This window comes from Streptomyces sp. BBFR2 (genome assembly GCF_044497305.1).
GTDB lineage: Bacteria > Actinomycetota > Actinomycetes > Streptomycetales > Streptomycetaceae > Streptomyces.
In genome coordinates, this window is record NZ_CP172415.1 from 1511051 (window position 1) to 1526122 (window position 15072).

Genomic DNA, 15072 nt, shown 5'->3' on the forward strand with positions numbered 1-15072 from the left:
AGCCGTACCGGCGAAACGCGCAGGTGGGGCGCCGACGTCACCGTCGACACCCCACCTGAACAGCTACTTCACGCCCGCCGAGGGCTCAGCGGTCAGCTGCAACCGCTGGTCGAGCCGCAGCCCTCGCAGAGGTAGCAGCTACCCGCACGCTGCATCTTCGTCCCGCAGGAGAAGCAGAGCGGAGCGTCGGCGTTGATGCCGAGCTGCATCTCGACCAGTTCGGCGTTGGTGTGCGCCTGCTTCTGCGGGGCCGGGGCCTCGATCTCCGCGGCGGGAGCCGCCGGCGCGGGCGCGCCGGTCTGGAGCGGCGCGGACTGCGCCAGACCCTCGACGTCGACGTCCTCGGACGGCTCGTAGGAGCCGGTGTCCAGGTGACGCTGGCGCTCCTCGACGGAGTGGATGCCGAGCGCGGAGCGGGTCTCGAAGGGCAGGAAGTCCAGCGCCAGACGGCGGAAGATGTAGTCGACGATCGACTGCGCCATCCGCACATCCGGGTCGTCCGTCATACCGGCCGGCTCGAAGCGCATGTTGGTGAACTTCGAGACGTAGGTCTCCAGCGGCACGCCGTACTGGAGGCCCACCGAGACGGCGATGGAGAAGGCGTCCATCATGCCCGCGAGGGTCGAGCCCTGCTTGGACATCTTCAGGAAGACCTCGCCCAGACCGTCGTCCGGGTAGGAGTTGGCGGTCATGTAGCCCTCGGCGCCGCCCACCGTGAAGGAGGTGGTGATGCCGGGACGGCCCTTGGGGAGGCGCTTGCGGACGGGGCGGTACTCGACGACCTTCTCCGCGACCGGCTCGGCCTTCTTCTCCTCTTCCTTCTTCTTGGCGGAGAGCGGCTGGCCGACCTTGCAGTTGTCGCGGTAGATCGCGAGCGCCTTCAGGCCGAGCTTCCAGCCCTCGTAGTAGACCTCCTCGACCTCCTCGACGGTGGCCGTCTCGGGCAGGTTGACGGTCTTGGAGATCGCACCCGACAGGAAGGGCTGCGCCGCGGCCATCATGCGGACGTGACCCATGGCCGAGATCGAGCGGGCACCCATGGCGCAGTCGAAGACCTCGTAGTGCTCCTGCTTGAGGCCGGGGGCGTCGATGACATTGCCGTGGTCGGCGATGTGGGCGACGATCGCCTCGATCTGCTCGGGCTGGTAGCCGAGCCGCTTGAGCGCCTTGGGGACCGTGTTGTTCACGATCTGCATGGAGCCGCCGCCGACCAGCTTCTTGAACTTGACCAGGGCGAGGTCCGGCTCGACGCCCGTGGTGTCGCAGTCCATCATCAGGCCGATGGTGCCGGTCGGCGCGAGGACGGACGCCTGCGCGTTGCGGAAACCGTTCTTCGCGCCCAGCCGCAGCACGTCCTGCCACGCCTCGGTCGCCGCGGCCCACACCGGGGTGTCCAGGTCGTCCATGCGCGTGGCGGCGCCGTTGGCGTCGGAGTGCTGCTTCATGACGCGCTTGTGGGCGTCGGCGTTGCGGGCGTAGCCGTCGTACGGGCCGACGACCGCGGCCAGCTCGGCGGAGCGCTTGTACGACGTACCGGTCATCAGCGAGGTGATGGCGCCGGCGAGCGCGCGGCCGCCGTCGGAGTCGTAGGCGTGGCCGGTGGCCATCAGCAGGGCGCCGAGGTTGGCGTAGCCGATGCCCAGCTGGCGGAAGGCGCGGGTGGTCTCACCGATCTTCTCGGTCGGGAAGTCGGCGAAGCAGATGGAGATGTCCATCGCCGTGATGACCAGCTCGACGACCTTGGCGAAGCGCGCGGCGTCGAACGACTGGTTGCCCTGGTCGTCGTCGCGCAGGAACTTCATGAGGTTGAGCGAGGCGAGGTTGCACGAGGAGTTGTCCAGGTGCATGTACTCGCTGCACGGGTTCGAGGCGGTGATCCGGCCCGACTCCGGCGAGGTGTGCCAGTGGTTGATGGTGTCGTCGTACTGGATGCCGGGGTCGGCGCAGGCCCAGGCGGCCTCGGCCATCTTGCGGAAGAGGCCCTTGGCGTCGACCTCCTCGATGACCTCGCCGGTCATCCGGCCGCGCAGCCCGAACTTCGAGCCGGACTCGACCGCCTTCATGAACTCGTCGTTGACCCGGACGGAGTTGTTGGCGTTCTGGTACTGGACGGACGTGATGTCGTCGCCGCCCAGGTCCATGTCGAAGCCGGCGTCGCGCAGCGCGCGGACCTTCTCCTCCTCCTTGACCTTGGTCTCGATGAACGCCTCGACGTCGGGGTGATCGACGTCGAGCACGACCATCTTGGCGGCGCGGCGGGTGGCACCGCCCGACTTGATCGTTCCGGCGGACGCGTCGGCGCCGCGCATGAAGGAGACCGGACCGGAGGCGTTGCCGCCGGAGGAGAGCAGCTCCTTGGAGGAGCGGATGCGGGAGAGGTTCAGGCCCGCGCCGGAACCGCCCTTGAAGATCATCCCCTCTTCCTTGTACCAGTCGAGGATCGACTCCATGGAGTCGTCGACGGAGAGGATGAAGCAGGCGCTGACCTGCTGCGGCTGCTGGGTGCCGACGTTGAACCACACCGGCGAGTTGAAACTGAAGATCTGGTGGAGCAGGGCGTACGCCAGCTCGTGCTCGAAGATCTCGGCGTCCGCCGGGGAGGCGAAGTAGCCGTTCTCCTCACCGGACTTGCGGTACGTCGTGACCACGCGGTCGATCAGTTGCCGCAGGCTCGACTCGCGGGTCGGCGAGCCCACCGCACCACGGAAGTACTTGCTGGTGACGATGTTGACCGCGTTCACCGACCAGAAGTCGGGGAACTCGACGCCACGCTGCTCGAAGTTGACCGAGCCGTCGCGCCAGTTGGTCATGACGACGTCACGGCGCGCCCACTCCACCTCGTCGTACGGGTGCACGCCGGGGGTGGTGTGGATGCGCTCGATGCGCAGACCCTTGCTCGCCTTGCTGCCGCCCTTGGCGCGGGAGCCGCGTGCCGGGCCGCTCGTCGTCTCTGTCATTCCGCCTCCCTGTACGGGCAAAAACGCCCATATGTGCGCACTTCTTCCCGTGGCACGGTGTCTGTCGTTCTGCAACCGGAGCGCCTGCACGCGCCCCGGTCAGGTGTGATCGCGCCGCGCTCAGTCGGCGGCGGTGGCGGGCTCGGGAACGGACGCGGCGTCGCCGCACGTCCCGCACTCCCGCTCGGGCGGACCCTGCTCGCGCTGCTCACGCAGCTCGGCGATGGCCGCCTCGAAGTCTTCCAGCGAGTCGAAGGCCCGGTACACGGACGCGAAACGCAGGTACGCGACGAGGTCGAGTTCCCGCAGCGGTCCCAGTATGGCGAGCCCGACATCATGGGTGGACAGCTCGGCGCTGCCGGTGGCGCGCACCGCCTCCTCGACCCGCTGGCCGAGCTTGGCGAGGGCGTCCTCGGTGACCGGCCGTCCCTGGCATGCCTTGCGCACGCCCGCGATGACCTTGGTACGGCTGAAGGGCTCGGTGACCCCGCTCCGCTTGATCACCGTCAGGGACGCCGTCTCGATGGTGGTGAAACGGCGGGAGCAGTCGGGGCACTGACGACGGCGGCGGATCGATGTGCCGTCGTCGGTGGTGCGGCTGTCGACGACCCTGCTGTCCGAGTGCCTGCAGAAGGGGCAGTACATGGCTCCACCCTCCTCATCTCGGAACTGCGCGGACGTACGCCACCGGAATCCGCGTACGGCTGATCGGCCCCACGGGGGCCCTTCCGGACCCTCGGAGCAGTCACCAGCATAGGCGATCCGCGAGGGCCTGCCGGACCAGGCACCACAACTTGTAGGCGGCGAACGCCATCCAAGCACTAGATGTGGTGTCGGGCCGCACATAACCGCCTACCGCGTGTCGCGGTGGAGGCAGGCCGTCGGGGTCACCCACGAGCGTACGGGAAGCCTCCCGCACGGCGGGCCGCAGGGGCCGGGATGACGGAATCCGCGCACCGCGGCGAAGGGGGACGAACCCGCCCCGGAGGACGCGCGCCGCCCCTTTCGGGCCCGCCGTGGATACCGGGCGGCCGAAGGGGATAATACGGAGCGAAGCGGCCTTCGAAAGTCCGCTCCGGGGTCGTCGGTCACTCCGTCTCTTCGCGGCTTTCCCGTCGTCCCGATTTCCGGGTGCGACGAGTCGCGCGAGGCGGGAGGCGGGCCTCGCGGCAGGCCCGAATCGCCGTTCGGAGCCGCAGCCCATACACCAGACATGCGAGCGAGTCAGCAGATTCGCAGATTTTCACTCGAACGTGTGTTTGGCGCAACCTTTCGAAAGCAACTACCGTTGGCTAGCTAGGGAGCACATTCCGAGAGGGGCCGACGTGACCACCACCGCAGACAGCGCGACCATCACCGCACAGAGCCACTCCCAGAGCCGGTTCGAACACCCTCAAGTGGCACGGAGCACACCGATGGATGACGCCGCGCCGGACTCTGCGGAGCAGAAGCCCACCCGCGCCCTGCCCGGGAGGCCACCGGGCATCCGGGCCGACAGCTCGGGGCTGACCGACCGCCAGCGCCGGGTGATCGAGGTCATCCGGGACTCCGTCCAGCGCCGCGGCTACCCGCCGTCGATGCGGGAGATCGGCCAGGCCGTCGGGCTCTCCAGCACCTCGTCCGTCGCCCACCAGCTCATGGCCCTGGAGCGCAAGGGCTTCCTCCGGCGCGACCCGCACCGCCCCCGGGCGTACGAGGTCCGCGGCTCCGACCAGGCCAGCAGCGCGGCCACGGAGACGGCGGGCAAGCCCGCGGCGTCCTACGTCCCGCTCGTCGGGCGGATCGCCGCCGGTGGCCCGATCCTCGCCGAGGAGTCCGTCGAGGACGTCTTCCCGCTCCCCCGGCAGTTGGTCGGCGACGGTGAGCTGTTCGTCCTCAAGGTCGTCGGTGACTCCATGATCGAGGCGGCGATCTGCGACGGTGACTGGGTCACCGTCCGCCGCCAGCCCGTCGCGGAGAACGGCGACATCGTCGCCGCGATGCTGGACGGCGAAGCCACCGTCAAGCGCTTCAAGCGCGAGGACGGCCATGTGTGGCTACTGCCGCACAACGCCGCCTACCAGCCGATCCCCGGTGACGAGGCCACCATCCTCGGCAAGGTGGTGGCGGTCCTGCGGCGGGTCTGACCTCGCCCCCACGAGCGAGCCCCGGGACCACTGCGCCGGTTCCGGGGCTCTGCGCTGCCCGGCGGGATCCCCGCCGGGCAGCGTCACGCGCCGCTCTCCGCCTCCCGGGCCGCCGCGTCGATCGCCGCGAGCGACCGGCGCACCTGATTGCGGTCGGTGGTGTACCAGAAGTCCGGCATCGACTTCCGCAGGAACGAGCCGTACCGGGCCCGCTCCAGCCGGGGGTCGAGGACGGCGACGACCCCGCGGTCCCCCGTCGCCCGGACCAGCCGCCCGGCGCCCTGAGCCATCAGCAGCGCGGCGTGCGTCGCCGCCACCGCCATGAAGCCGTTGCCGCCGGCCTCCTCCACCGCCTTCTGGCGGGCGCTCATCAGCGGATCGTCCGGACGCGGGAACGGCACCCGGTCCATCACCACGAGCTGGCAGCTCGGGCCCGGCACATCCACCCCCTGCCACAGCGACAACGTGCCGAACAGGCAGGTCCGGGCATCCGCCGCGAACGTACGGATCAGCTCGCCCAAGGTCTCCTCGCCCTGGAGGAGCACCGGCATGTCGAGCCGGCCGCGCATCGCCTCGGCCGCCGCCTGAGCCCCGCGCATCGACGAGAACAGGCCCAGCGTCCGCCCGCCGGCCGCCTCGATCAGCTCCGCCAGCTCGTCGAGCATGTCGTCCCGGCTGCCCTCCCGGCCCGGCGGGGCGAGGTGCCTGGCGACGTAGAGGATGCCCTGCTTGCCGTAGTCGAAGGGGGAGCCGACGTCCAGGCCCTTCCAGACCGGGGCGTCGTCCTCCCGTACGCCCTCCGGGGCCAGGCCCAGGGAGGCGCCGACGCCGTTGAAGTCGCCGCCGAGCTTCAGGGTGGCGGACGTCAGCACCACCGAACGGTCCGCGAACAGCTTCTCGCGCAGCAGCCCGGAGACCGACAGCGGCGCCACTCGCAGCGAGGCGCCGAAGCGGTCGTGCCGCTCGTACCAGACCACGTCGTACTCGGAGCCGTTCGCGATGCGCTCGGCGACGGCGTGGACGTTCTCCACCGCGGCGAGGGCCTGCTTGCGGACCGCGTCCTCGTCCTGGACGTTCTTGTCGCGGGTCGAGCCGAGCGCGGAGATGACCGTACGGGCGGCGTCCCGCAGCGCCATCAGGCAGTAGCCGAGATCCTCCGGGATCTCCTCCAGGCGGCCGGGCAGAGCCAGCTCCATCAGCCGCTCGAACGTCTCGGCCGCGGTCTGGAGCTGGTCGGCGGCCTTCTCGTTGACGAGCTTGGCGGCCCGGCGGACCGCGCGGTTGACCTGCCCCGGGGTCAGCTCGCCGGTGGCGACGCCGGTGACCCGGGAGACCAGCTCGTGGGCCTCGTCGATGATCAGGACGTCGTGCTCCGGGAGGACCGGCGCGCCCTCGATCGCGTCGATCGCCAGCAGGGCGTGGTTGGTGATCACGACATCGGCGGTCTTGGCGCGCTCCCGGGCGGCCTCGGCGAAGCACTCCGCGCCGTACGCGCACTTCGAGGCACCCAGACACTCCCGGGAGGCGACCGAGACCTGGCCCCAGGCGCGGTCGGAGACGCCGGGGGTCAGATCGTCACGATCGCCGGTCTCCGTCTCGTCCGCCCAGTCGCGCAGCCGCAGCAGGTCCTTGCCGAGCTTGCTGGTGGGCGTCGCCGCCTCGAACGGGTCGAAGAGCCCCTCCTCCTCTTCCTGCGGCACTCCCTCGTGGAGGCGGTGCAGGCAGAGGTAGTTGGAGCGGCCCTTGAGCATGGCGAAGTCGGGGCGGCGGCGCAGCTGCGGATGGAGCGCGTCGACGGTGCGTGGCAGGTCCCGCTCGACGAGCTGCCGCTGGAGGGCGAGGGTGGCGGTGGCAACGACCACACGGTCACCGTGGGCCAGCGCCGGCACCAGATAGCCGAGGGACTTTCCGGTGCCGGTGCCGGCCTGGACCAGCAGATGTGACTGGTCGTGCACGGCCTCGGCGACGGCCTCGGCCATCGCCACCTGGCCGGGCCGCTCGGTGCCGCCCACGGCGGCGACGGCGGCGTGCAGCAGATCGTTGAGGGAGGGCTTCGTCATAGCGTGGCAAGCCTACGCGGGACCACTGACAGCCCGCCCCGTCACGGCGCGTGCAACGGGTTGGGGACGGTGCCGTGGACCGTGGCGTGCGGGCGTTCGGCGCGGTCGCGGTAGCCGTCGGTGTGCAGCCGGTTGCGGTTCAGGCACAGCCGCTCGATCCGCGGGGTGAGCAGGTCGAAGAGGGCGTGCCGCTCCTTGAGGGCGGGGAAACGTTCGTGGTGGCGCAGGATCTCCGCCCGGACGAGGGACCAGAATTCCCGTTCGGGAACGCCGAGCTGTTCCTCGCAGAGCGGCGCGAGGTACCGGAAGACGCCGACGAACAGCCCGGAGTGGATGAACTGCGTGAGGAACGCCGGAGGCTCGGTCAGCAGCACCGCGCGGACCTCGTCCGGCATCGCCGCGTGCTCGGGCAACGGGGTCGCGCTGATGTTGACGTCGTCGACGAAGTCCTTGACGGCGAGCCGGACGGGCACGTCGGCGTCGTCGAAGACCACGATGGCGTTCTCGCCGTGCGGGGAGAAGACCGTGCCGTAGCGGTAGAGGAAGTGCAGCAGCGGCGGCAGCAGCGCGGCGAAGAGGCGGCGCAGCCAGACCCGGGGCGGCAGACCGGAGCGGTGGACCAGTTCGGCGGTCAGGGCGCGGCCGTGCGGGTCGGTATGGAGCAGTGCGGCGAGGGTGCGGGCGCGTTCCCCGGGGTCGAGGTGGCGGGTGAGCGGCTCGCGCCAGATGCAGCCGAGCAGCTCCTTGTACTGGTAGGGGACGCCGGGCAGCCGGTCGTAGAGCGGGTGGCGGACGGTGACGGAGGCGGTTTCGCCGAGGAGGATCACCCGTGTCTCGTCGCGCAGATACGGGTCGTTGTCGCGCAGCCCCTGGACCCAGCCGGTGACGGCGGGGGCGGCGGCGGTGCGTTCGGTGGGCAGTCCGCGCCAGACGAGGGTGTTGAGGATCGACAGCGGGAGCTTGACGGTGCGGGCGCGCGGACGGCTGAGGTTGAGGAAGGTACGGATCGACTGCTGCGGCAGGCGGAGGTCGTTGTCAGTGGGCAGCGCGATGATGGATCTGTCGGCGAGTTGCGGGCCGAAGAGCGGTGCGACGGTCTCGTCCCACTGCCAGGGGTGGACGGGGAGGTAGAGGTAGTCGGCGGGGTCGCGGCCCTCGGCGGCGACGGCGGCGGCGAAGCGGTCGCGGACGGCGGGGGTCAGCTCCTCGCCGTAGAGAAGATCGGGGGTGGCCAGTGCGGGGACGGCGCGGTAGCGGGCGAGGTCGCGGTGGGCGGCGAGCCACGGCAGGCGGTGCGGGGTGCGGGATTCGGGGGCCCACTCCGCGGCATCCCGGGCGGAGAAGCCGAGCCGGCCCTTGTTGGCGACGAGCCAGGGGTGGCCGCTCTGGTGGCCTTCCAGGGAGGCGTAGTCCAGGTCGGCGAGGGCTCCGGCGTCGAGAGCGGTGGCGTCCAGCCGGACGTCGGCGGCGAGGGTGGCGGTCAGCTCCCGGAGCAGATGCCCGGTGGTGTCGCCGGGCAGGTCCAGGACGGTGTCGTGGGCGCGGGCGAGGAAGCGCAGCGGATCGGCGTCCGGGGTGAGCGAGTCGGGGTCGACACGCCAGTGCCCGTACGCGCCGCGGCGGGCGGTGAACCGGTAGACGAGATCGTCGGTCACGGGCAGCCGGTAGCGGGCGGGGGCGTCGCCGGGCGCGGGCACGGCGGGGGCAGCACCGCCGGTGGCCGGTGTGGCGCTTTCCGTGGTCGGGGCCGCACCGTCGGTGGCCGGTGTGGCGCCGTCGGCCGTGGTGCCGGTGGCGGGCACGGTCGCGGGCTCCGGATCGGGTTCCGGGCGGATGATCTCCTCGTAGGCGAACTCCGCCAGGGTCTTGGCGAGCAGGCGGCGCGCGGCGCGCTGCCAGAGGTGCGGGGCGGGCCCGGCCCCGTCGGTGGTACGGGGTGCGGCGGGCCGGTGTTCAACGGTCACGGCGGGACTCCTCGTTGTGGGACCGCACCGGCACGGCGGGGACAGCCGGCGGTCACCGGATGAAAGGGGGTCGGTCAGGGGCGGCGCTTTTCCTTCGGAGGGACGGTGGCGAGGTCGGGCGCCGGGCCGCGGGACGGCCGGGCGGTCGGAGGGACGGGCGGGCCGGAGGGACGGTGGATCGGTCGGCGCGGGGCTACGGAGGGCCGGGCGGTCGGAGGGAGGGGCGGGCAGTTACGGGAACGGCGGGTGGTCCGGGCAGCGGTGCGGGGCCGTCGGAGGACGGCCCCGGGTCAGTGCGGGTCGCGGTCGCGGATCATCAACGCGGCGCGTTTGCCGGGGAGTTCGATCTCGCCGTCGTAGCGGAATCCGGCGGCGCGGAACGCGGCGACGGAGCGGGTGTTGCGGACGTCCGGTTCGGCGACGACGCGGGTGCAGCGCGGGCGGTGGGCGAGGACGAGAGCGGCGACGGCCCGCAGCAGGACCGAACCGAGGCCGCGCCCCCGGTGGTCCGCGCCGAGGAGGAGGTGCACGCCGGTGTCGTGCGGGCGGGCCGGGTAGTGGCGGGCGAGCGGGTCGAGGTCGGCGCGGTAGATCTCCCAGTAGCTCATCGGGACACCCGCCAGGACACCGAGGCAGGGGACGCTGCGGCCGTCGCCGGTGAGTTGGGACCGCAGATGTGCCGCGGTGGTCCCGGGCGGGCCCGCGAGTTCCCAGAAGGCCGCGACCGCCGGATCGTTCATCCACGCCGTGAGGCGGGCGAGATCGGCGACGGGATCGACGGGCACGAGGGCGAACGGGCCGGCGGCGGTGCCGGCCGGCGGCCAGTGGGCCGGACCGTCGAGGAGCGGACCGGCGGCGGGGGCCGGGCGCTCCGGGGAACGCGCGCCGGACGGCGGCTGCGGCTCGCCGGGCAGCGCGCGGACGCCCGTGGTGCCGGGGCCGGGTTCGGTGGGTGGCACGGCGGCGCTCTCCTCTCGTGGCCCCGGGGACGCGGATCGGCGCGTGCCCGGGGCGGTCCCGGGGCGGCCGGCGGGTACGCCGTGCCCCGGGGTGCGCAGGTGCTTGCGGTGGACGGGCCGGGCGGGGTCCGCGGCGTCGCGGGCCCGGCTCAGGGAAGCAGCGGGTTGGGCAGGGCGACGTAGACGGACTGGGTGTCGACGGGCCCGACGAGCTCGTCGAGACCGTGCAGCCGGGTGGCGAGGTTGGCCTTGCAGCGCAGGGTGCGGGTGGTCAGCAGCAGCTCCGGCAGGCGGGAGCGGTGGGCGGCCGGCGCGGTGGCGGCGTCGGTGAGGAAGCGGCGGAAGGCGGCGAGCAGGATCTCCTCACGGACGAGGTGTTCGGCGCCGAACGCCCCGATGAGGCCGAGGACGTTGTTGATGGCGAGGTAGTAGGCGAAGCGTTCGTCGGTGACGTCATCGGGGACGAAGGTGTCGCTGGCCTCACCGAGACCGGGCAGGCGGGCGGTGAGTTCGTCCCGCCGCGAGGTGCGGAAGTAGTAGCCCTGGTTGTCGCGGTAGCGGCCGCCCACGGGCCAGCCGTCGGCGTCGAGGAGGACCAGGGTGTTCTGCTGGTGGGCCTCCAGGGCGACGCCCGCGGTGCCGTCGAGCCACAGCACGGGCCGGACGACGGCTTCGAGGTAGCGCAGGAACCATTCGGTGGCGACGGCGCCGGGGGTGCGGCCGGTCCGCGCGCCGAGGGCGGTGACGAGAACGGCGAGACGCGAGCGCATCGCGGGACGGCCGGGCCACGGGCGGGGCGAGGTGAGCCCGGCCAGGCACACCGCGTCGTCGCCAGGGCGGAAGGGCTGGTGGCGGATGACGGCGTCCAGGCCCTGTACAGGGGCGCCGTCCGGTCCGTCGACGGCGAGGTAGGCGGGGTCGCGGATGATGTCGAACCCGGGGTGGGCGGCCTGCCAGTCGGCGGCGAGTCCGGTGCGCAGCAGCCGGTGCATCTCGACGCCGCGGAGCAGTTCCTTGCGGAGGTTCTCCCGGCGGGAGTTGGTGATCCGCAGCCCGAGGGAGAGTTTGAGCATCGCGTCGGAGCCGGGGCGGCAGACGGTACGGACCGATGAGGTCGGGTACCAGAGCGGCCCGCCCGGCCCGAGGTCGGTGAGCGCCCCGGAGCCGAGGAGGGCGGCGACCTCGGGCCGGGCGGCGAGGTCGCGGGCCTGCCAGGGGTGGAGCGGCAGCGGGACGGTGCCGTCGGGCGGGGTGGGGGCGCCGGCGGCGAGGGCGTGGGCGAGCCGGTCGGCGGGGACGGTCCGGCCGCGTTCGGTCCAGGCGGAGTCGGCGGCGAGGACCGAGGGGCGGACGGCCATCCAGTGCAGGGGGAAGCCGCCGCGCAACTCGGGTGCGTAGGCGTGGTGTTCGGCGTCGGTGAGGCCCTCGCGGCTCTTGGGGGTGGGGTGCAGCGGGTGGCCAAGGAGGAGGGACTGCTCGCCGTCGAGGAAGCGGGAGTGCCCGGCGTCGGCGGGGCGGGCGCGGCGGTCGGCGAGGAAGAGCGCGGTGGTGCGGACGGAGGAGGCGACCCGGCCGACGAGGTCGGCGCCGTCGCCGCAGACGGTGTCCGCGCCGGCCCGGGCCGCGCCGTGGGCGGCCTCCCGGCGCAGCAGTGCGGCGAGGGTGACCGCGTCGAGCGGGGCGGCGCCGTCCGGGGCGCCCTCCAGGGCGGGGGCGCCCAGGCGGTGCAGGCCGGTGGGTGACCAGTAGCGGACGGGGATGTGCAGGGCGGTGGCGCTGGCGGGCAGCGGGATGCGCAGCCGGCCGCCCGCCGGGCGGTGGCCGCCGCTCTCCCGGAGCCAGCAGCGCAGCAGGTTCTCGACGGCGGCGGCGTCGGCGGCGCGGGCCGGGTCGGGATGGTCGAGAGGGTCGGGCTCCGTCGGGAGGGGGCACGGCGCGGGCTCCGGCAGCGGCACGAGGCCGGCGACGTGCCGCTGGGACTGGCGCGGCACGCCGGGGCCGGGGGTGTCCGGGCCGGGGCGCTCGGGGGCCTGCGTCCCGTCGGTTGCGGTGCGTTCGTTCATGGGGAGGGGCCTCACAGGGTGGTGGGGGTCGGGCCGGCGGTGGGGCGGGCCGCCGCGGCGAGGGCGTCGGCGAGGCGGTCGAGGATCGCTTCGGCCTGTTCGTCGGTGAGGGTCAGGGGCGGCAGCAGCCGGATGACGGAGCGGTGGCGGCCGCCCAGTTCGACGATGAGGCCGCGGTCCAGGCAGGCGCGCTGGACGGCGGTGGCGAGGCCGGGGGCCGCGGGCAGGTCGCCGGCGGGGCCCGCCTCGCCCTCCGGGTCGATGAGTTCCACGCCGAGCATCAGACCGCGGCCGCGGACGTCGCCGATGCAGGGGTGGGCGGCGGCGAGCGCCTGGAGCCTGGCGAGCATCCGGGCGCCGAGGGCGGCGGCGTGCCGGTGGAGTCCGGTCTCGCGGACGTGGGCGAGGGTGGCGCGCCCGGCGGCCATCGCGAGCTGGTTGCCGCGGAAGGTCCCGGCGTGCGCGCCGGGCGGCCAGGTGTCCAGCTCCTTCCGGTAGACGATCACGGCGAGCGGCAGGCTGCCGCCGATCGCCTTCGACAGGACGAGGACGTCGGGGACGATGCCGCTGTGCTCGATGGCCCAGAAGGCGCCGGTGCGGCCGACGCCGGTCTGGATCTCGTCGACGATCAGGGGCAGCCCGCGGGCCGCGGTGATCTCCCGGATCCGCCGCAGCCAGGCGTCCGGGGCGGGGATCACGCCGCCCTCGCCCTGGACCGCCTCGACGATCAGGCCCGCCGGTTCGGGCACCCCGCTCCCGGGGTCGTCGAGGAGGGACCGGGTCCAGCGGGCGGCGAGTTCGGCGCCGCGCGCGCCGCCGGTGCCGAACGGGCAGCGGTAGTCGTACGGGTACGGCAGCCGGGTCACGGTGGTGTGCCGGGCGCCGCCGGACGCGGCGAGCGCTCCGGTGGTCATGCCGTGGTAGGCGCCGGAGAAGGCCATCAGCCCGTCCCTGCCGGTGGCCGTGCGGACGAGGGTGAGGGCGGCCTCGACGGCGTCCGTCCCGGCCGGCCCGCAGAACTGGATACGCGCGTTTTCGGCCAACTCGGCGGGCAAGGTGGCGAACAGCTCCGTGACGAAGGCGTCCTTGACGGGCGTGGCGAGATCGAGGACGTGCAGCGGGGCGCCGGAGTCGAGGACGGTGCGGACGGCTTCGAGGACGACGGGGTGGTTGTGCCCGAGGGCGAGGGCCCCGGCGCCCGAGAGGCAGTCGAGATAGCGGCGGCCGTCGGCCCCTTCGATGGTGAGTCCGCGGGCGCGTACCGGCACGATCGGCAGGGAGCGCGCATAGGTGCGGGCCGCGGATTCCCGCTGGGCCTGCCGTCTCAGGATCCCCTCGTGTCCCGGCGGCGGGGCCGTCGGTACGGATTCGGTCAACGCCACGTCGGTCGTGTCCTCCGGATGAAGAGCTGCGGCGCGCGGGCCCGGCGGGCGGCCCGGCGTTCCCCCGTACGTACCAACGACGGTCCCGGCGCGGGATCACGGTCGGGGGAGAGATCCTTACCAGCCGGAACCGGGGGCCCGGCTAACGCCGTCCCTGTCGGCACCGGCATAGTGGGGGCTTGCGTCCGGCGACTTGGGGTTCATGACAAGAACCGCGGCGGACGTGCCGTACCAGCTCAGATCGATGTCTCAGGGGGAGTTCACCCATGCGTTCCATACGTCCGCCGGCCCGTCGCGCCGTCTCGCGCGCGCGCCGTTCCCCGGCCCTGGCCGCCGCGCTGACCGCCGTCGTGGCACTGACCGCGACCGCCTGCGGGCCCGGTGGCGACGCCGATGCCAAGGCCAGCGCCTCCGCGGAGCAGGACGCCCCCGGCGGCACCGAGATCAAGATTCCGCAGGACATCCGGGAGAAGCTGAAGGAACGCGGTATCGACCTGGACCGGTGGAAGGACGGCGAGTGGAAGAACTGGGACCGCGACAAGTGGCTCCGTGAGGCCGGGGAGTTCATCAACCCGATCATCAAGGACTTCTGGGACCCGGACAAGATCGAGAAGGTCAAGCCGCCGCAGGACCCGAGCAAGCCCGAGGACATCTCCGAGGACCAGGGCAAGACCGACCCGGAGCCCGACGCCGTCCCGGCGCAGCCGGTGCGGACGCCGTACACCTCCACCGCGCCCGGTGTGGGTCTGCTGCTCTTCAGCACGCCCGAGGGCGAGTCGCGCTGCTCGGCCACCGTCGTCAAGGACCCGGCGCACCCCGGCAAGTCCAACCTGGTGTGGACGGCCGCGCACTGTGTGCACGCCGGTAAGAACGGCGGTTGGTACCGCAACATGATGTTCGTGCCGAACTTCAACCGGAACGGCGTGTCCGCCGCCGGTATGAAGTCCGCGCCGTTCGAGGACCGTGTCCCGGCCGGTAAGTGGTGGGCCGACGACATGGCCACCTCCAGCGAGTGGATCAAGGCCGGCGGCGCGGTGCCCGGTGTGCCGATGGCGCCGTACGACTTCGCGCTGATGCACGTCAAGCCGGAGGAGGGCACCGGCGGCAAGTCGCTGGAGGAGATGGCCGGCGGCGCGTACAAGGTCAACTTCAACGCGCCCGCGATGAGCAAGATCCCGAGCCTGACGGCGCAGGGTTACCCGGCCGAGGCGCCGTTCGACGGTGCGCTCCAGGAGCAGTGCACCGACAAGCCGACCCGGCTGTCGATGGACGCGGTCAAGCCCACCATGTACCGCATCGGCTGCACCATGACCGGCGGTTCCTCCGGTGGCCCCTGGTTCACGAAGGGCGCCGACGGCAAGCCGGAGCTGATCTCCAACATGTCGATGGGTCCGCGTCCGGCCCGCTGGTCGGCCGGCCCGCACCTGGGCCCCGAGGCCCGGAACATGTTCAACGCGATGAGCAAGCGCTGGGCGGCCAAGGGCTGATCCGCCCCTGACGCCTGAGAAGGGCCGCTCCCCCGAGGGGGAGCGGCCCTTCCTGTGTCGTGTCCGCTGGAGGC

General features: G+C 72.6%; 9 protein-coding genes. 2 read left to right on the forward strand and 7 right to left on the reverse strand.

All coding sequences use genetic code 11. The features are described from left to right. Positions 1–92: 92 nt before the first annotated feature. Together ACGH2B_RS05260 and nrdR are read right to left on the reverse strand one after the other, a co-directional pair. A complete protein-coding gene (locus tag ACGH2B_RS05260; protein WP_399084821.1) occupies positions 93–2957 on the reverse strand; it encodes a vitamin B12-dependent ribonucleotide reductase in 2865 nt (954 codons plus the stop codon). Positions 2958–3077: 120 nt separating this feature from the next. Then, the gene (gene nrdR, locus ACGH2B_RS05265) at positions 3078–3602 is read right to left on the reverse strand and encodes a transcriptional regulator NrdR (RefSeq protein WP_399084824.1); all 525 of its coding nucleotides are present in this window, start codon (positions 3600–3602) and stop codon (positions 3078–3080) included. A gap of 680 nt (positions 3603–4282) precedes the next feature. Here nrdR and lexA point away from each other — a divergent pair. After that, positions 4283–5083, forward strand: a complete 801-nt coding sequence (gene lexA / locus ACGH2B_RS05270) for a transcriptional repressor LexA (protein ID WP_399084827.1) — start codon at positions 4283–4285, stop codon at positions 5081–5083. Positions 5084–5166: 83 nt separating this feature from the next. Here lexA and ACGH2B_RS05275 read toward each other — a convergent pair whose 3' ends face one another. The 5 genes from ACGH2B_RS05275 to ACGH2B_RS05295 all read right to left on the reverse strand — a co-directional run bounded on the left by ACGH2B_RS05275 (position 5167) and on the right by ACGH2B_RS05295 (position 13511). After that, entirely contained in the window at positions 5167–7143 is a 1977-nt protein-coding gene (locus tag ACGH2B_RS05275; RefSeq protein ID WP_399084830.1) for an ATP-dependent DNA helicase, read from the reverse strand. Between the two features lie 41 nt (positions 7144–7184). Then, positions 7185–9107 carry an IucA/IucC family protein gene (locus ACGH2B_RS05280; protein ID WP_399084833.1) on the reverse strand — a complete coding sequence of 641 codons (1923 nt, stop codon included), beginning with the start codon at positions 9105–9107 and terminating at the stop codon, positions 7185–7187. A 290-nt stretch (positions 9108–9397) separates the two neighbouring features. After that, on the reverse strand, positions 9398–10021 hold the full coding sequence (locus ACGH2B_RS05285; protein ID WP_399096722.1) for a GNAT family N-acetyltransferase: 624 nt from the start codon (positions 10019–10021) through the stop codon (positions 9398–9400). 194 nt (positions 10022–10215) lie between these two features. Then, entirely contained in the window at positions 10216–12129 is a 1914-nt protein-coding gene (locus ACGH2B_RS05290) for an IucA/IucC family protein (RefSeq protein WP_399084836.1), read from the reverse strand. An 11-nt stretch (positions 12130–12140) separates the two neighbouring features. Then, positions 12141–13511, reverse strand: coding sequence for a diaminobutyrate--2-oxoglutarate transaminase family protein (locus ACGH2B_RS05295; RefSeq protein WP_399084839.1), 1371 nt, complete (start codon positions 13509–13511; stop codon positions 12141–12143). A gap of 266 nt (positions 13512–13777) precedes the next feature. On the opposite strand from ACGH2B_RS05295, the gene ACGH2B_RS05300 reads away from it, so the two are divergent. Then, positions 13778–14998 (forward strand): trypsin-like serine peptidase, encoded by a 1221-nt coding sequence (locus ACGH2B_RS05300; protein ID WP_399084842.1) that lies wholly within the window; start codon positions 13778–13780, stop codon positions 14996–14998. Positions 14999–15072: the final 74 nt, after the last annotated feature.